Here is a 17117-nt window from a genome sequence, read left to right as displayed (position 1 = left end):
ACGTCTGTGTATTAGTACAGACGAACGGCGCGGCGCTGCTCGCGCTGAACTTTCTTGGCGTGACGCTTAACAGCGGCTGCTGCTTTACGCTTACGCTCAGAAGTTGGCTTCTCGTAAAATTCGCGGCTACGAACTTCAGCCAGAACACCGGCTTTTTCGCAGGAGCGCTTGAAACGACGCAGAGCTACGTCGAAGGGTTCGTTCTCTTTTACTTTGACGGCTGGCATCCAGAGCTACCTTCTTTCATTACCGGGAATCAACGTTCTCGTCGCAAAAAATTCGCGGCTGAGGTCGTCGGTTTTTAAGGGTTGCGGATGTTAACCCCTCATTGCCAGGAATGCAAAGCCTCTGATCGAAAACCGCTAGTCGGGAGGGGGAGTGGCGACTATTATGCGCGCCTTCGAATTCAGCCTCTACAAGGCGCAAACCCATGCTAGTACTGGGACTTGAAACCTCCTGCGACGAAACCGGTGTCGCACTTTACGACAGTGAACGCGGGCTTTTGGCCGATGCGCTGTTCAGTCAGATCGACTTGCATCGCGCCTATGGCGGCGTGGTGCCGGAGCTTGCCAGCCGTGATCACGTCAAACGCATGCTGCCGTTGATTCGGCGGGTGCTGGACGAGGCCGGCTGTGTGCCGACCGAGATCGATGCGATCGCCTACACCGCCGGCCCCGGATTGGTCGGAGCCCTGCTGGTTGGGGCTTCTTGCGCCCAAGCGCTGGCATTTGCCTGGGACATTCCGGCCCTCGGCGTACACCATATGGAAGGCCATTTACTGGCGCCGATGCTGGAAAAAACACCGCCGCAGTTCCCGTTCGTCGCTTTGTTGGTTTCGGGTGGCCATACGCAGCTGGTTCAGGTCGATGGGATCGGTCAATACACGCTATTGGGCGAGTCCCTGGACGATGCCGCCGGTGAGGCGTTCGACAAGACCGCGAAGATGATGGGCCTCAATTATCCCGGCGGTCCGGAAATCGCGCGCCTGGCCGAAAAAGGCGTCGCCGGTCGCTATACCTTCCCGCGTCCGATGTGTGATCGCCCGGGGCTGATGTTCAGCTTCAGCGGTTTGAAGACCTCTGCCCTGAATACCTGGCAGCACAGCGTCAGCGCCGGGGACGACAGTGAGCAAGCCCGTTGCGACATCGCGCTGGCGTTCCAGCAGGCGGTGGTGGAGACTTTGACCATCAAGTGCAAGCGCGCCCTGAAACAGGCGGGCATGCAGCGCCTGGTGATCGCAGGCGGCGTCAGCGCCAACAAGGCCTTGCGCGCATCCCTGGAAAAAATGCTCGGCGACATGAAGGGCGATGTGTTCTATGCGCGCCCTGAATTCTGCACCGACAACGGCGCGATGATCGCTTATGCCGGTTGCCAGCGCCTGCAGGCCGGGCAGCACGAAAGCCTGGCGATCAGCGTGCAGGCACGCTGGCCGATGGAGCAGTTGTCACCGTTGTAGGCGCTCAAGGTGAGCGGAATTCATCGGCCGGATTTAAAAATGCCGTTCGCGCCCGGCAAACAGGTCGCGTAAATTGCCGCGATGGCGCCAGACGATCAGCAGGGTCAGCACACTCATCGGCAACAGCGCCGCCGGTTCCTGCCAGGCCAGCAACGGCAGGGTGAGCGGCGTGGCGATCAGCGCGGCCAGCGAGCTGGTGCGGGTCAGGTAGAAGGTCAGCAGCCAAGCGAGCATGGCCAGCAGCGCCGCCGGAGGGTAGATCCCCAGCAGCATGCCGGCCGCCGTGGCGACACCCTTGCCGCCGCGAAAACGGAAGTACAACGGAAACAGATGGCCGAGGACGGCGCACACGCCAATCCAGGCTTGCTGTTGCAGAGTAAGGCCGGCAAGGCTGGCGATCAGTACGGGCAACAGGCCCTTGCACACGTCGCCCAGCAGCGTCAGCACGGCGAGCTTCTTGCCGGCCAGGCGCAGCATGTTGGTGGCGCCGGCATTGCCTGAGCCACCCATTCGCGGGTCGGGATTTCCCGTCAGGCGGCTGAGCAAAATGGCGAAGGACAGCGAGCCGAGCAGGTAGGCGAAAATCGCCAGTGACCAAAACATGCTAACTATTCCGGGCGAGGACGCCCTGATTCTAACGGGGCATCGCGCCCTTGTCGTGCTGCGGAGAAGAGCTTGGACAGAGTGTTTATCGAAGGCCTGGAAGTCGACACCGTGATCGGGGCCTACGACTGGGAGCGCGGCATCAAGCAATGCTTGCGCCTGGACCTGAGTTTCGCCTGGGACAACCGCCCGGCCGCTGCGGGTGACGACCTCACCCTGGCACTGGATTACGCCAGTGTGTCCGCGCGTATCCAGGCCTTTGCCGAGCAGTCGCAGTACCAGTTGGTGGAAACCTTTGCCGAGCGTCTGGCCGAAGTGCTGATGAGCGAGTTCCAGATTCCCTGGCTGCACCTCAAGTTGACCAAGCCGGGGGCCGTGCCGGCCGCCAAGGGCGTGGGCGTGGAGATCGAGCGCGGATGTCGCTAACTCAGGTTTACCTTGGTCTTGGCAGCAATATCGAGCGCGAGCCCCATCTGTGCGCGGGCCTGGATGCACTCGCGGGCTTCTTGATCGACATGCGCTGCTCGGCGGTGTTCGAGAGCCAGCCGGTGGGCATCAAGAGCGGGCTGTTCTTCAATCTGGTGGTGTCGGCCTATACCGACCTGTCGTTGATGGAGCTGGATCGCCGGCTGAAATCCATCGAGGCCGACAATGGCCGTTACGCGCCGGATCGCAAGGGCCTGCCGCTGGATATCGACGTGCTGCTGTATGGCGATCTGGTGGGCAACTTCGATGGCCTGATCCTGCCGCGTGCAGAAATCCTGAAAAACGCCTTCGTGCTGTGGCCGTTGTCGATGATGGCGCCGGATCGTGTGCACCCTGAAGTGGGCAAGACGCTGGCTGAGCTGTGGCGGGATGCACAGATCGATCAGGTGCTGGCGCCCGTCGGATTCGAATGGCGGGGCCAGCAACTGACGCCGAGCGCGCTGCTATAGGGCGTGCTGTTCCTTGTAGGCTTTCAAGGTCTTGAGCCGTTCGCGCTTCAGGGCCTCGCCCAGTTCGGGGCCCTTGAAACCCTTCTCCAGCAACGGCGCCACCGCGACCTCGCGCGCAGCCTTTGCGGCGCCGCGTAAATAATCCGCCTGTGGATAACTGCGTTGTTCCAAGCCCTTGCGGCCGCGGGCGTCCATTTCGCAGGCGACCACGAACTCTTCAAAGCGCTGCGGCCGCCGGTAAACGTCAAAACTCTGCAGCAATTCCAGTAATGTCGAGGCTTTAAGCTCCAGGGCACGATGGCCATGGGTGTGGTATTGGCCCACCAACAGCGCCAGTTCCTGGCAGTCCCTCGGCGCCTTGAAGCGTTCATTGACCGCCTTGATCAGCTTCAGGCCGCGCTGCTCATGGGCAATATGCTGTGGCAACTTATCCACAGGCGTCAGGCCTTTGCCGACGTCATGCAGCAGGCAGGCCCAGCGCACTGTCAGCGGCTGGTGATGCAAAGCGGCCTGTTCGAGCACGCTCAAGGTGTGAGCACCGCTGTCGATCTTGGGGTGATGGGCTGCGGGCTGCGGCACGCCGAACAGGGCATCGACTTCCGGCATCAAGGTGTTCAGTGCGGCGCAATCGCGCAGCACCTGGATGAATACCTGGGGCTGATCTTCCATCAGGGCACGGGAAATTTCCTTCCAGCTGCGCTCCGGCGTCAGGGCTTCGAGTTCACCGGATTCGCTGAGTTGACGCATCAGGTCCAGGGTTTGCGGCGCCACTGTAAAACCCAGGTGGGCGTAGCGCGCAGCAAAGCGCGCAACCCGCAATACGCGCAGGGGATCTTCGGCGAACGCCGGGGAAACGTGGCGTAAAATGCGGGCTTCAAGGTCGCGCTGGCCGTGATAGGGGTCGGTCAGCCTGCCGTCGTCGTCCTCTGCCATGGCGTTGATGGTCAGGTCGCGGCGGATCAGGTCTTCTTCCAGCGTGACGTCCGGGCTGGCGTGAAACACAAAGCCGCCATAGCCCCGGCCACTCTTGCGCTCGGTACGGGCGAGGGCGTATTCGTCGCCGTTTTTCGGGTCGAGGAATACCGGGAAGTCCGCGCCCACCGGTTTATAGCCCTTGGCGAGCATTTCCTCGGCCGTTGCGCCGACGACGACACGGTCGATATCGGTGACCTTGATGCCCAGAAGGCGGTCACGCACCGCGCCGCCGACTTTGTAGATTTTCATGAAAAAGCCTCCATTAGCCGCACAGGATAACGCCTGTGCCCGGCCAATGGAGGCTTTGCCGTTTCAGAGATGAACGACGGCCAGGTCCAGGCGGCCGTAGTCGTTATCGTTGTGATCGCTGCGTGGGGGGACGTGGTGGGTTTTCATCACCTGATCGCCCTGCAGGGTTTCCAGGTGGATGTCGAACCCCCACAGCCGATGCAGGTGCTTGAGTACTTCCTCGGTGGACTCGCCCAGGGGTTTGCGGTCGTGCTGCTGGTGACGCAGGGTCAGCGAGCGGTCGCCGCGCACGTCGATGCTGTAGATCTGCACGTTGGGCTCGCGGTTGCCCAGGTTGTACTGCGCCGCCAGGGTTTCGCGAATGGTGCGGTAGCCGGGCTCGTCGTGGATGGCCGGCACCACCAGGTCGTCCTTGAGGTCGTCATCGAGGATGCTGAACAGCTTGAGGTCGCGAATCACCTTGGGCGACAGGTACTGCAGGATGAAGCTCTCGTCCTTGAAGCTGCTCATGGCGAACTTGATGGTGGAAAGCCAGTCGGTGCCGGCGATTTCCGGGAACCAGTGGCGGTCTTCCTCAGTGGGGTTTTCGCACATGCGCCGGATGTCGCGATACATGGCAAAGCCCAGCGCATACGGGTTGATGCCGCTGTAGTACGGGCTGTCGAAGCCGGGTTGGAACACCACGCTGGTGTGGGAAGTGAGGAACTCCATCATGAAGCCGTCAGTGACCAAGCCTTCGTCGTACAGGTCGTTTATCAGGGTGTAGTGCCAGAACGTCGCCCAGCCTTCGTTCATCACCTGGGTCTGGCGCTGTGGGTAAAAGTACTGGGCGATCTTGCGCACGATACGCACGATTTCCCGTTGCCACGGCTCCAGCAGGGGCGCGTGCTTTTCCAGGAAATACAGGATGTTTTCCTGAGGTTCGGCGGGGAAGCGCGCATTGTCCTTGTCGCTGTTTTTATCGGCGCGTTTGGGAATGGTGCGCCACAGGTCGTTGATCTGCTTCTGCAGGTGTTCCTCGCGCTCCTTCTGGCGCAGGCGTTCTTCTTCGGCGGAAATCGGATACGGGCGTTTGTAGCGATCGACGCCGTAGTTCATCAGGGCATGGCAGGAGTCGAGCAAGTCTTCCACCGCATCGATGCCGTGGCGCTCCTCGCACTGCATGATGTACTGCTTGGCGAACACCAGATAATCGATGATCGAGCTGGCGTCGGTCCAGGTGCGAAACAGGTAGTTGCCCTTGAAGAAACTGTTATGCCCGTAGCAGGCATGAGCCACCACCAGCGCCTGCATGCAGATGGTGTTTTCTTCCATCAGGTAGGCGATGCAAGGGTCGGAGTTGATCACGATTTCGTAGGCCAGACCCATCTGGCCGCGGCTGTAGGACTTTTCGGTGCTGAGGAAGTGTTTGCCGTAGGACCAATGGTGGTAACCCAGGGGCATGCCTACCGAAGCGTAGGCATCCATCATCTGTTCGGCGGTGATCACTTCGATCTGGTTGGGATAGGTGTCCAGGGCATAACCGGCCGCGATGCGGCTGATTTCCCGGTCGTAGGCCTGGATCAGTTCAAAGGTCCACTCAGACCCCGTGGAAATGGGTTGGCGTTTATGCTCTTTGGCGGTCATGTCACTAACCTGCGCTGGAAGAGTTCACGGAAGACCGGATAGATATCGCCGGCCGAGACCAATTGCTGTTGGGCGAACGTGTCGGCGAAGGCTTCGCCGATGCGCTCGTATTCGAACCACAGCGCCTGGTGCTCACGGGGGGTGATCTCGACATAAGTGTAGTACTGCACGAATGGCATGATCTGGTTGATCAAGATGTCGCGGCAGATCGGCGAGTCGTCATTCCAGTTGTCGCCGTCGGAGGCCTGCGCCGCGTAGATGTTCCAGTCGTTGGCCGGGTAGCGCTCGGCCATGATTTCCTGCATCAGTTTCAACGCGCTGGAGACGATGGTGCCGCCGGTTTCCCGTGAATAGAAGAATTCCTCCTCATCGACTTCCCGGGCGCTGGTGTGGTGGCGGATGAATACCACATCGATCTTGTCGTAGTTGCGCTTGAGGAACAGGTACAGCAGGATGAAAAAGCGCTTGGCGATGTCTTTGGTGGCCTGGGTCATGGAGCCGGACACGTCCATCAGGCAGAACATCACCGCCTTGGAGCTTGGGTTGGGTTGTTTGACCAACAGGTTGTATTTCAAGTCGAAGGTGTCGAGGAACGGCACGCGGTGAATGCGCGCGCTGAGTTTCTCGATTTCTGTCTCGATTTCCTGGATATCGCCGAAGTTGTCCGGTTCTTCGCGTTTCAAACGCGCCAACTCTTCCTTGGCCTCCTTCAATTTGGCGCGGCTGCTGCCGGACAGGGCGATGCGCCGGGCGTGTGCCGAACGCAGGGTGCGGATGATGTTGATCCGGGAAGGGTTGCCTTCGTTGCTGATCCCGGCGCGCACGGTCTTGAACGTGTCGGTGCCGGTCAGGTTGCGCTTGACCAGGTTGGGCAGTTCGAGGTCTTCGAACATGAATTCGAGGAATTCTTCCTGGGTGATCTGGAACACGAACTCATCCATGCCTTCGCCGGAGTTACCCGCCTTGCCGGGGCCCTTGCCGCCGCCACCGCCTTGGGGGCGCTGGATGTGTTCGCCGGTGGTGAACTCCTTGTTGCCTGGATGCACGACAGTCTGCTTGCCCCCCCGGCCGTGGTGCAGCACCGGTTCGTCGATGTCCCGTCCGGGAATGCTGATCTGTTCGCCATGCTCCATGTCGGTGATGGAACGGCGGCTGACGGCCTCTTCAACGGCCTTTTTGATGTGGTCACGGTAACGCCGCAGGAAACGTTGACGGTTTACCGTGCTCTTGTTCTTGCCATTGAGGCGTCGGTCGATCACATAGCTCATGGGGAGCCCTCCGGGCAGCTTCACGTTACAAGCTTCAAGCCGCGAGCTGGAAGCTTAGAGACAAGCGGTCGACTGCCAGGCCATGGGCCCGGCAGTACACGCCCGTCGCTGCCTTACTGCGATTTGCGCACCCGCAGATACCACTCGGAGAGCAACCGTACCTGTTTGTCGGTGTAGCCACGCTCGACCATCCGTGTAACGAAGTCGTTGTGTTTTTGCTGATCCTCCTTGCTGGCCTTGGCGTTGAAGCTGATGACCGGCAGCAGATCCTCGGTGTTGGAGAACATTTTCTTCTCGATGACCACCCGCAGCTTCTCGTAGCTGAGCCAAGTGGGGTTCTTGCCGTTGTTGTTGGCGCGGGCGCGCAGCACGAAGTTGACGATTTCGTTGCGGAAATCCTTCGGATTGCTGATGCCGGCGGGTTTTTCGATCTTTTCCAGTTCCTCGTTGAGGGCTACGCGGTTGAGGATTTCGCCGGTTTCCGGATCGCGGTATTCCTGGTCCTGAATCCAGAAGTCGGCATACAGCACGTAGCGGTCGAAGATGTTCTGGCCGTATTCGCTGTAGGATTCCAGGTAGGCAGTCTGGATTTCCTTGCCGATAAACTCGATATAGCGCGGCGCCAGGTATTCCTTGAGGAAGCGCAGGTAGCGTTCGCGGGTTTCGGCCTGGAATTGTTCCTGTTCGATCTGCTGCTCCAGCACATAGAGCAAGTGGACCGGGTTGGCGGCGATCTCGTGAGGGTCGAAGTTAAACACCTTGGACAGGATCTTGAACGCGAAGCGCGTCGACAGGCCGTTCATGCCCTCATCCACGCCGGCGGTGTCGCGGTATTCCTGGATCGACTTGGCCTTCGGATCGGTGTCCTTGAGGTTTTCGCCGTCGTACACGCGCATCTTCGAATAGATATTCGAGTTCTCCGGCTCCTTGAGGCGCGATAGCACGGTGAATTGCGCGAGCATCTTCAAGGTGTCGGGCGCGCAATGGGCCTTGGCCAGGGAGCTGTTGAACAGCAGCTTGTCGTAGATCTTGATTTCATCGCTGACCCGCAGGCAGTACGGCACCTTGACGATGTAGATCCGGTCGATGAAGGCTTCGTTGTTCTTGTTGTTGCGGAAGGTGTGCCATTCCGATTCGTTGGAGTGGGCCAGCAGGATCCCGGTGAACGGAATCGCGCCGAGGCCTTCGGTACTGTTGTAGTTACCTTCCTGGGTGGCGGTGAGCAGTGGGTGCAGGACCTTGATCGGAGCCTTGAACATCTCCACGAATTCCATCAGGCCCTGGTTGGCCCGGCACAGTGCGCCCGAGTAGCTGTAGGCGTCGGCATCGTTTTGTGGGAATTCTTCCAGTTTGCGGATATCGACTTTGCCCACCAACGCCGAGATGTCCTGGTTGTTCTCATCGCCCGGCTCGGTCTTGGCCACGCCGATCTGGTTGAGGATCGACGGGTAGAGTTTCACCACGCGGAACTGGCTGATGTCACCGCCGAACTCGGCCAGGCGCTTGGTCGCCCAGGGCGACATGATGGTGTTGAGATAGCGCCGTGGTATGCCGAAGTCTTCTTCGAGGATCGCGCCATCTTCCGTGGCGTTGAACAGGCCCAGGGGCGACTCGAAGACCGGTGAACCCTTGATGGCGTAGAAGGGTACTTTCTCGATCAGTTGTTTGAGCTTTTCGGCCAGGGACGATTTACCGCCGCCAACCGGGCCGAGCAGGTAGAGGATTTGTTTCTTTTCTTCCAGGCCTTGGGCGGCGTGCCGGAAGTAGGAGACGATCTGGTCGATGCATTCTTCCATGCCGTGGAAGTCTTCAAAGGCCGGATAGCGGCGGATCACCTTGTTCGAGAAGATTCGCGACAGACGCGAATTGTTGGAGGTGTCCACCAACTGCGGCTCGCCAATCGCCAGTAACAAACGCTCGGCGGCAGACGCGTAGGTGCTGCGGTCACGCTTGCACAGGTCGAGATACTCTTGCAGTGTGAGTTCTTCCTGCTGCGTGGACTCGAAGCGTTGTTGGAAGTGGCTAAAAATACTCATGACGTCGTCACCTCGCTCGATACGTGGAGCCGACGCCGGATCAATCAGTCGATGCTGGCAGTCATTGACGAACGCCAATGGCCGTTTTCCCCCCAGAACACCCTGAAACGCTACCGATGACCCGCACGCCGGTGTACCGGCTCTCCCCTGATTCGGATGGCCTGCGCTTAAGGATAGTTCGGAATCCGCGAGGTAAAGGAGGGATACGCAATTAGTTTGGGTGCGCCGTTCGTCAGAAACGGCGCAAGCCCAAGCGTCACGCGGGGTGGCGGGGTGTGAAAAAAATTATTGCGAATCGCCGGAGGCAATTTCTGCAGGATAGGTCGTACGCCACAGCTCAAAGCCGCCGTCCAGACTGTAGACGTCGGAGAAGCCCTGGCTGATCAGATAGGCGGCCGCGCTCTGGCTGGAATTGCCGTGATAGCAGGCCACGATCACCGGCGCGTCGAGGTCGGCGGCGCGGATGAAATCGGCGATGTTGTGGTTATCCAGGTGCCGGGCGCCTTTGATGTGGTTCAGGGCGTAGGTCTGCGGATCACGAATATCCACCACCACCGCGCCTTGTTCGCGCAGGGCCTGGGCTTGTTCGGGTGGGATACGTTTGAATTCGCTCATGGCGGGCTCCTTGGGTTTGGCTGCAAGCGGCGTCTAGCGCTTCGCGGCAACCGACGGGGTCACGGGAAGAGGGGAAGGGCACTGGCAGCTCAGGCGCTCGCCGGTGTCGATGTTCATCAGGGTCATGGCGCCGCCCCACACGCAGCCGGTGTCGAGGGCGAACACGCCGGGTTCATCGCATTTGCCTTCGAGGGCCGCCCAGTGACCGAAGATGATCTTCGTGTCGCGGGTCTTGCGTTCCTTGTGGGCGAACCACGGTTTGTAGCCGGGCAGCGCGGTGTCGGCGCCTTCCTTGCTCTTGAGGTCCAGTTTGCCGTCGGCGGTGCAGAAGCGCATGCGTGTGAAATAGTTGGTGATCACGCGCAGGCGGGCGACGCCCGTCAGGTCGTTGTCCCATTTCACCGGTTCATTGCCGTACATGCCGTCGAGATAGGCGACGTACAGGTTGTCATCGGCCAGGGCGCTTTCGACTTCGGCGGCGCACTTGAGGGCTTTTTTCAGCGTCCACTGCGGTGGAATGCCGGCATGGACCAGCACCATGTCGCGCTGTTCGTCGTAGTGCATGATCTTTTGCCGGCGCAGCCAGTCCAGCAAGTCGGTGCGATCCGGGGCCTCGAGGATTTCCCGCAGGGTATCGGCCTTTTTCAGACGCTCGATGTTACTGCCGGCCGCGAGCAGGTGCAGGTCGTGGTTGCCCAGTACGCACACCAGGGAATCGCGCAGGCCATATAGATAGCGCAGGGTCTCCAGGGACTCGGGGCCACGATTGACCAGGTCGCCTACCAGCCACAGGCGATCGTTCGCTGGGTCGAAGGCCACGCGTTCGAGCAGGCACTTGAGGGGTTGCAGGCAGCCTTGCAGGTCGCCGACCGCATAGGTTGCCATCAGTGCAAGGCTCCGGGCACGGCCAGGCGAAATGGCTTGATGATCGCGTCGAACAGTTTGCCGTCAGTGGCCTTCATCTGATACGAGCCTTGCATGGTGCCGACCTTGGACGTCATCACCGTGCCGCTGCTGTAGGTATGGCTGGCGCCGATATCGATCAGCGGTTGCTGGCCGACCACGCCGGCACCCCGCACCTCCTCCACTTGACCGTCACCGTCGGTGATCACCCAGTGGCGTGACAGCAGCTTGGCCGGCACCAGCCCGTTGTTTTTCACCGTGATGGTGTAGGCAAAGGCGAAACGGTTGTGTTCAGGTTGCGATTGGTCCGCCAGGAAGCGGGTAACGACGCTGACGTCGATCTGGTAGCGAGGATCGGACATGCAAGAGGCCTTAAAAGCAAAAGCGGAGGACAGCAGATGCGGATCAGTCTAGGCCAAGAGGCGGGCACTAGGCCAGACATGCTGTCGGGCCTGGTGCAGGGCGGGCTTCAGTCCGCGACGGGCGGCGGCTGGATCGCAAGCTGGTCGGCCAGGCGCACGAATGCGGCCAGGTCCAGTTGTTCCGGGCGCAGGCTGCCGTCGACGCCAGCGGCTTCGATCTCGGCGTTGCTCAACAGCGCTTTGAGCGTATTGCGCAGGGTCTTGCGGCGCTGGTTGAAAGCTTCGCGCACGACGCGCTCCAACAGTTTGTGATCCTTGGCCGGGTGCGGCAGCACGGCGTGAGGCACCAGGCGCACGATGGCCGAATCGACCTTCGGCGGCGGGTTGAACGCGCCCGGGCCAACATTGAACAGGTGTTCGACGCGGCAGTGGTACTGAACCATGATCGACAGGCGGCCCCAATCGCCGCCGCCAGGGCCGGCGGCCAAGCGCTCAACCACTTCTTTCTGCAGCATGAAGTGCATGTCGCGGATGATCCCTGCGTTGTTCAGCAGGTGGAAGATCAGCGGCGTGGAGATGTTGTACGGCAGGTTGCCCACCACCCGCAGGCTGTTGGGCGCGGCATTGAGGCTGGTGAAGTCGAACTTCAGCGCATCGCCCTGGTGCAGGATGAAGTTGGACTTGCCGCCAAACTGCTGATTGAGGATCGGGATCAGGTCTTTATCGAGCTCAACCACATCCAGTTGCGCGCCGCTGGCCAGCAGGCCTTGGGTCAGTGCGCCCTGGCCCGGGCCGATTTCCAGCAGACGGTCTTCGGGCTTGGCATGGATGGAGCGCAGGATGCGGTCGATCACGCCAGCGTCGTGCAGGAAGTTTTGCCCGAAGCGCTTGCGCGCCCGGTGTTGGTAATGCTCGGTCATATACGGGTCTCGGCCATCTGATAGGCGGTTTCCAGGGCCACGCGCAGGCTGCCGGTATCGATCTTGCCGCTGCCCGCCAGGTCCAGGGCGGTGCCATGGTCGACGGAAGTGCGGATGATCGGCAGGCCCAGCGTCACGTTGACTGCGGCGCCGAAGCCTTTGTATTTCAGCACGGGCAGCCCCTGGTCATGGTACATCGCCAGCACTGCGTCGCAGTGCTCCAGATATTTGGGGGTAAACAGAGTGTCCGCGGGCAATGGGCCGCGCAGGTCCATGCCGTCTTGGCGCAGACGCTCCAGGGTGGGTTCGATGATGTCGATTTCTTCATGGCCCAGGTGGCCGCCCTCACCGGCGTGGGGGTTGAGCCCGCAGACCAGGATGCGCGGTTGGGCGATGCCGAATTTCTGTTGCAGGTCGGCATGCAGGATGCGCGTGACGCGCTCCAGGCGTTCGACGGTGATGGCATCGGCCACGTCGCGCAACGGCAAATGCGTGGTCACCAGGGCGACGCGCAGGCCATGTGTGGCCAGCATCATCACGACTTGGGGGGTGTGGGTCAGTTCGGCGAGGAATTCGGTATGGCCGGAAAAGGCGATGCCGGATTCGTTGATCACACCCTTGTGTACGGGGGCGGTGATCATGCCGGCGAAGTCGCCGTCGATACACCCTTGCCCGGCACGGGTCAGGGTTTGCAGCACAAAGCCCGCATTGGCCTTGTCCAGTTGCCCGGCGACCACCTTGGCCTGCAGCGGGGTATCCCATACATACAGGCTGCCCGCAGGAGCCGGCAGGTCGGGCCAGTTACCCGGCGCAACGTCCAGCAGCTTGACGGCCACGCCTAGTTGCGCGGCCCGCTCAAGGAGCAGGTCGCGGCTGGTAATGGCGATCAGGGGGTGTGGCTGGGGCTGCGAGGCGAGCAGCAGGCACAGGTCTGGACCAATGCCGGCCGGCTCGCCGGGTGTCACCGCGAAACGCTGGGGTTTCACTGGTTTGCCTGGTTGGTGCCTGTTTGCTCGGCGCCTGGCAGTTTGTTTTCTACGTAGGCTTCGTCACGGATCTGACGCAGCCAGGTTTGCAGCTCTTCATCGTACTTGCGGTTGCGCAGGACGGTCAGGGCTTGCTGTTCGCGGGCCTGGCTGGTGTTGTCGGTGGCGCGGCGGCCAAGGACTTCCAGTACATGCCAGCCATATTGCGTCTTGAACGGTTTGGACAGTACGCCTTGCGGGGTCTTGGCCATCACTTCCTGGAACTCTGGCACCAATGCTTTCGGGTCGATCCAGTTGAGGTCGCCACCGTTGAGGGCGGAACCCGGGTCTTCCGAGAAGCTTTTGGCCAGGGTGGCAAAGTCTTCGCCGCTTTCGATGCGGTCATAGATCTTCTGGGCCAGTTCCTTGGTTTGCGCTTCGGTGCGGATTTCGCTTGGTTTAACCAGGATGTGACGAACGTGGACTTCGTCTTTCAGCGAGGTCTCGCCGCCGCGACGTTCCAGCAACTTGAGGATGATGAAGCCGCCTGGGGTGCGGGCTGGCTGGGTAATGCCTCCCACTTCCATGGCACTCAGCTCACGGTCGAACGGCGGTGGCAATTGAGCGGCTTTACGCCAGCCCATATCGCCGCCTTCCAGTGCGTTGTCGCTGCCGGATTGGGCGATTGCCATCTGGGCGAAGTCGGCACCGGCCTTCAGGCGATCATAGATAGCCTGGGTTTTGGCGGCGGCTGCATTGAGCTGCTCAGAGTTGGCGCTGTCCGGGGTCGGGATCAGGATGTTGGCCAGGTGCAGTTCTTCGGAGAGCTGCATCTTGCCCAGGTCCGATGCGAGGAAGTTCTTCACTTCCTGCTCGGATACCTGAACCCGCTCGGCCACACGGCGCTGACGCACACGGCTGATGATCATTTCGCGGCGGATCTGGTCACGCGCGTCCTCATAGGACAGGCCGTCGTGGGCCAGGGCGGCGCGGAACTGATCGATGCTCATGTTGTTGCGTTGCGCGATCGTGCCAACAGCCTGGTTCAGTTCTTCGTCCGAAATACGGATGCCGGAACGATCGCCGATCTGCAATTGCAGGTTTTCGACGATCAGGCGCTCCAGCACCTGTTGGTCCAGGACGCTGGTAGGCGGCACACCACCGCCACGCTTGGCGATGGTTTGCTGAACTTCCTTGACCCGTTGGTCCAGTTGGCTCTGCATGATCACGTCGTTATCGACGATGGCCACGACCTTATCCAGCTGTTGAACCGCGGCATGCGCCGATGCGGTACCCAGGAACAGCGCGCCCAGCACGAGCGGGCGCAGACAATCAGAAAGCTTGATCTTCACGTTCACGATAACCTTGAATGCCTTTGTCGAGGAAGCTCTCTACCTTGGCGCCGGTCAGGCCGCCGAGTCCTTTGAGGACGATCTGGAAGAAGAGCCCGTGGTCACCCTTTTCGTTAAGCGGGGCGATCTGGCTGTATTCGTCGTTGGAAACCCAGTAACGGTTGATGACGCGCAGTTTCCAGCAGCAGTTGTCGTACTCGAAACCACCGAAGGCTTCCAGGGTACGGTTGCGGGCGTAGTCGTACTGCCAGCGGGTGATCATGTTCCACTGGGGAACAATCGGCCACATCATCGAGAAGTCGTGTTGTTGGATTTTGTAGTAATCCTTCACGAAGTTTGGTTGGCCTTCCGTGCCGTAGTCGCCACCAAACTGCCATTTGCCGGTCAACTGGTTGTAGACCACTTGGTCGTTGCGATAGCGATAACCGAGGTTGACGATCTTGTTCGGGTTGTCTTCCGGCTGGTAGTGGAACATCGCGCTGCCGGAACGTGGGGCGTGGCTTTCCGTGTCCCAGTTGTAATCGGCAGTGGCGCGCCAGTCGCGGTTGAAGCGGAACTCGTAGTCCAGCGCGATCGGCGAAACGTCGCTCTGGGCGTCGGCGCGGTCGGCTGCCAGGACGCCTGGTAGTTGAACTTCGCGGTCCTTGAAGTACAGGGCCTGGCCGACGCTGACGCGTTGGCGTTCGAAGCCGTTCTCTTCGATCCAGCGGCTGGTGAGGCCCAGGGACAGCTTGTTCTCATCGCCGATCCGGTCGGTGCCGCTGAAGCGGTTGTCACGGAACAGCGAGGCGTAGCTGAACGAGTATTCGCTGGTGTCGAAAACCGGGATGTCGCTCTGGTCTTTATTCGGAACATAAAGGTAGAACGCGCGCGGCTCGAGGGTTTGGCGATAGTCTTTGCCGAACCAGTTGGTGTTGCGGTCGAAGTACAGGCCGCTGTCGACGCTGGCGATTGGCACGGCGCGATCTTGCGAGCTCTTGAACGTCTGGCCGGCTGCAGCCATTTGCGTCTTGCCCGTACCGTCAAGGTCGAGATCGTACTTGGTATAGACGTACTTCAACTTCGGCGTAATAAAGCCGTAGGTCCAGTTCATCGGGTAGTCGACGGCGGGAGCCGCGTTCAAGCGCGTACCGTTTGCACGGGTCAGGCCTGTGACGTAGGTGTCCAGACGAGGCGATACAAGGCCATTCTCATCAGTAAACGTGCCGTTTTCCAGGCTACGCTCAAAACGAACAGCTTCAGTCTCGTATGTGAAGTTCAACCCACCCGGATGGTACGGCAGCGCACCATTGAAAGTGATCTGCGGCAAGCGATCATACGGCGTGATCTGAGAGATCGTTGCCAGCTGATAAGCCTGGACGTTCACGCGCGCTTGGTAAGAATCGCCTCGATAAGTCACAGACCCTTGCTGATTCAGGTAATCCCGACTCTGAACCCCCTCTTCATACGACTTCAAATCCTGGAAGTAGTAAGGATCACTGATCTTGGTGTAATCCACCTGAGTCGTCAGGCGCGAATCCAACCCACCCTTATGCTGCCAATTGAGCATATAACGGGTTTTTTCGTAATCGGTCTGCTTGCTGCGTTCGTTGCTGTCGTCGTTCAGGTACGCGCCGCCGAACTGGCCTTCGCTGGATTTGGTGAGGTAGCGGAATTCGCCTTCCATCAACAAGCCGCGCTTGGTCATGTATTGCGGGTACAACGTGGCGTCGTAGTTCGGTGCCAGGTTGAAGTAGTACGGCGTCACCAGCGTAAAGCCAGTCTCGCTGCCGGTGCTGAAGCTCGGCGGCAGGAAGCCGGATTGACGACGGTTGTCGATCGGGAAATAGATGTAAGGGGTATACAGGATCGGGATGTTCTTGATCCGCAACGTCGCGTTGGTGGCCGTACCGAAACCGGTGGCCGGGTTCAACGTGATGTTGTTGCCCTTGAGCTGCCAGGCGTTGCTGTCTGGCTCGCAGGTGGTGTACGTACCGTCCTTGAGACGGATGATCGCGTTTTCGGCGCGCTTGGCGTACAGCGCGTTACCGCGGATGCGTGACTTGTGCATCACGTATTCGGCGTTGTCGATCTGTGCCGCGCCGGTATCGAGCTGGACCTGGGCGTGGTCGCCGACGATCAGGGCGCCGTTGTCGCGCAGGCGGACGTTGCCGTTCAGCTCGCCACGGTTCTCGGCCTGGTACAGGCTGGCTTCTTCAGACTCCAGCTGCATGCTGCCCTGGCGCATGACGACGTCACCGGCCAGGGTCGCGACCTGCTGTTCCTGCTCGTAACGCGAGGCCTTGGCGCCGATGAAGGTCGGCGCATCGCTCTGGTTCGTCTTGTCGTTCATGCCAGGACGAATCGGCTCGATGTACGCGCCGGAGCAATAAGGACCGGTTTCCGCCAGTTGGGCGGCGGTCAGCTTCTCGCGAGGCACCCAGTCCAAGTGGCTGTAGTCGGCGCTGCGCGAACGCAGGCCACGGCCCTTGGATTCGGTGACCAGCATGGTCTTCGGCTCGGCCTCGGTGCCGCCTTCAGCGTTGGCTTGCGCCGTGCCGTTGGCCGAGCTGACGGCTGCACCGTCGTGCACCGGGCGCGGTGGCAATGGGGCGGCGGCGGTTTTCGGCGCGCAATCCCAGGCACCCGAAGCAGAGACTGAGCAGTCATACTGTTCCGCGGCGACCACGAATGAGGTGGCGAAAGGTTGCATGGCCAGCAGACTGCCGGTTACCAGCAACGGAAATTTTCTACGAAACGCGGGGGATTTCAATGCCATCTTATTAGTCCGGGCTTCCTGCGTGCCATCTGCCCGCGGTGTGGGCCGCACGCCTCTCGATGGTCTGAAAAAGATGCGTGATAATAAAGCATGA

Annotated in this window: 16 protein-coding genes; 3 read left to right on the top strand and 13 right to left on the bottom strand. The window is 60.4% G+C overall.

Annotation, left to right across the window (positions count from 1 at the left end):
• Positions 1-11 precede the first annotated feature (11 nt).
• Positions 12-227, bottom strand: a complete 216-nt coding sequence (rpsU, locus tag ACP7E3_RS00235) for a 30S ribosomal protein S21 (RefSeq protein ID WP_002551877.1) — start codon at positions 225-227, stop codon at positions 12-14.
• Between the two features lie 203 nt (positions 228-430).
• Here rpsU and tsaD point away from each other — a divergent pair, with 203 nt between their 5' ends.
• Positions 431-1456, top strand: a complete 1026-nt coding sequence (tsaD, locus tag ACP7E3_RS00230; protein WP_426122094.1) for a tRNA (adenosine(37)-N6)-threonylcarbamoyltransferase complex transferase subunit TsaD — start codon at positions 431-433, stop codon at positions 1454-1456.
• A 33-nt stretch (positions 1457-1489) separates the two neighbouring features.
• Here the strand turns inward: tsaD and plsY are convergent, their stop codons facing one another.
• Positions 1490-2059: a glycerol-3-phosphate 1-O-acyltransferase PlsY gene (plsY, locus tag ACP7E3_RS00225; RefSeq protein WP_046489144.1), complete on the bottom strand. Its 570-nt coding sequence runs from the start codon at positions 2057-2059 to the stop codon at positions 1490-1492.
• A 72-nt stretch (positions 2060-2131) separates the two neighbouring features.
• On the opposite strand from plsY, the gene folB reads away from it, so the two are divergent.
• The gene (gene folB / locus ACP7E3_RS00220; RefSeq protein ID WP_026140135.1) at positions 2132-2485 is read left to right on the top strand and encodes a dihydroneopterin aldolase; all 354 of its coding nucleotides are present in this window, start codon (positions 2132-2134) and stop codon (positions 2483-2485) included.
• Positions 2476-2994 carry a 2-amino-4-hydroxy-6-hydroxymethyldihydropteridine diphosphokinase gene (gene folK / locus ACP7E3_RS00215; RefSeq protein ID WP_046381854.1) on the top strand — a complete coding sequence of 173 codons (519 nt, stop codon included), beginning with the start codon at positions 2476-2478 and terminating at the stop codon, positions 2992-2994. The genes folB and folK overlap by 10 nt, the downstream gene beginning before the upstream one ends.
• Here the strand turns inward: folK and ACP7E3_RS00210 are convergent.
• The 11 genes from ACP7E3_RS00210 to ACP7E3_RS00160 form a co-directional block, all read right to left on the bottom strand.
• Positions 2989-4218, bottom strand: a complete 1230-nt coding sequence (locus tag ACP7E3_RS00210; RefSeq protein WP_426122093.1) for a multifunctional CCA addition/repair protein — start codon at positions 4216-4218, stop codon at positions 2989-2991. The two genes, folK and ACP7E3_RS00210, sit on opposite strands and share 6 nt — an antisense overlap.
• Before the next feature lie 63 nt (positions 4219-4281).
• Positions 4282-5844 carry a SpoVR family protein gene (locus tag ACP7E3_RS00205; protein WP_108524962.1) on the bottom strand — a complete coding sequence of 521 codons (1563 nt, stop codon included), beginning with the start codon at positions 5842-5844 and terminating at the stop codon, positions 4282-4284.
• On the bottom strand, positions 5841-7112 hold the full coding sequence (locus tag ACP7E3_RS00200; protein ID WP_017847815.1) for a YeaH/YhbH family protein: 1272 nt from the start codon (positions 7110-7112) through the stop codon (positions 5841-5843). Before ACP7E3_RS00200 ends, ACP7E3_RS00205 begins: the two co-directional genes overlap by 4 nt.
• A 113-nt stretch (positions 7113-7225) precedes the next feature.
• A complete protein-coding gene (locus ACP7E3_RS00195) occupies positions 7226-9148 on the bottom strand; it encodes a PrkA family serine protein kinase (RefSeq protein WP_017847814.1) in 1923 nt (640 codons plus the stop codon).
• Positions 9149-9433: 285 nt separating this feature from the next.
• Positions 9434-9763, bottom strand: coding sequence for a thiosulfate sulfurtransferase GlpE (gene glpE / locus ACP7E3_RS00190; protein ID WP_046381857.1), 330 nt, complete (start codon positions 9761-9763; stop codon positions 9434-9436).
• A gap of 33 nt (positions 9764-9796) precedes the next feature.
• On the bottom strand, positions 9797-10648 hold the full coding sequence (locus tag ACP7E3_RS00185; RefSeq protein WP_079444819.1) for a symmetrical bis(5'-nucleosyl)-tetraphosphatase: 852 nt from the start codon (positions 10646-10648) through the stop codon (positions 9797-9799).
• Entirely contained in the window at positions 10648-11028 is a 381-nt protein-coding gene (apaG, locus tag ACP7E3_RS00180) for a Co2+/Mg2+ efflux protein ApaG (protein ID WP_017847811.1), read from the bottom strand. Before apaG ends, ACP7E3_RS00185 begins: the two co-directional genes overlap by 1 nt.
• 107 nt (positions 11029-11135) lie before the next feature.
• Positions 11136-11948 carry a 16S rRNA (adenine(1518)-N(6)/adenine(1519)-N(6))-dimethyltransferase RsmA gene (rsmA, locus tag ACP7E3_RS00175; protein ID WP_017847810.1) on the bottom strand — a complete coding sequence of 271 codons (813 nt, stop codon included), beginning with the start codon at positions 11946-11948 and terminating at the stop codon, positions 11136-11138.
• A complete protein-coding gene (gene pdxA, locus ACP7E3_RS00170; RefSeq protein ID WP_128192551.1) occupies positions 11945-12934 on the bottom strand; it encodes a 4-hydroxythreonine-4-phosphate dehydrogenase PdxA in 990 nt (329 codons plus the stop codon). The genes rsmA and pdxA overlap by 4 nt, the downstream gene beginning before the upstream one ends.
• Entirely contained in the window at positions 12931-14271 is a 1341-nt protein-coding gene (locus ACP7E3_RS00165) for a peptidylprolyl isomerase (RefSeq protein ID WP_026140134.1), read from the bottom strand. The genes pdxA and ACP7E3_RS00165 overlap by 4 nt, the downstream gene beginning before the upstream one ends.
• Positions 14246-17023 (bottom strand): LPS-assembly protein LptD, encoded by a 2778-nt coding sequence (locus tag ACP7E3_RS00160; RefSeq protein ID WP_169881909.1) that lies wholly within the window; start codon positions 17021-17023, stop codon positions 14246-14248. The genes ACP7E3_RS00165 and ACP7E3_RS00160 overlap by 26 nt, the downstream gene beginning before the upstream one ends.
• Positions 17024-17117: the final 94 nt, after the last annotated feature.

The organism is Pseudomonas sp. PSPC2-3 (assembly GCF_049898265.1).
Taxonomy (GTDB): domain Bacteria; phylum Pseudomonadota; class Gammaproteobacteria; order Pseudomonadales; family Pseudomonadaceae; genus Aquipseudomonas; species Aquipseudomonas veronii.
The sequence above is the reverse complement of the archived record's forward strand: the minus strand, read 5'-3'. Positions and strand labels throughout refer to the sequence as shown.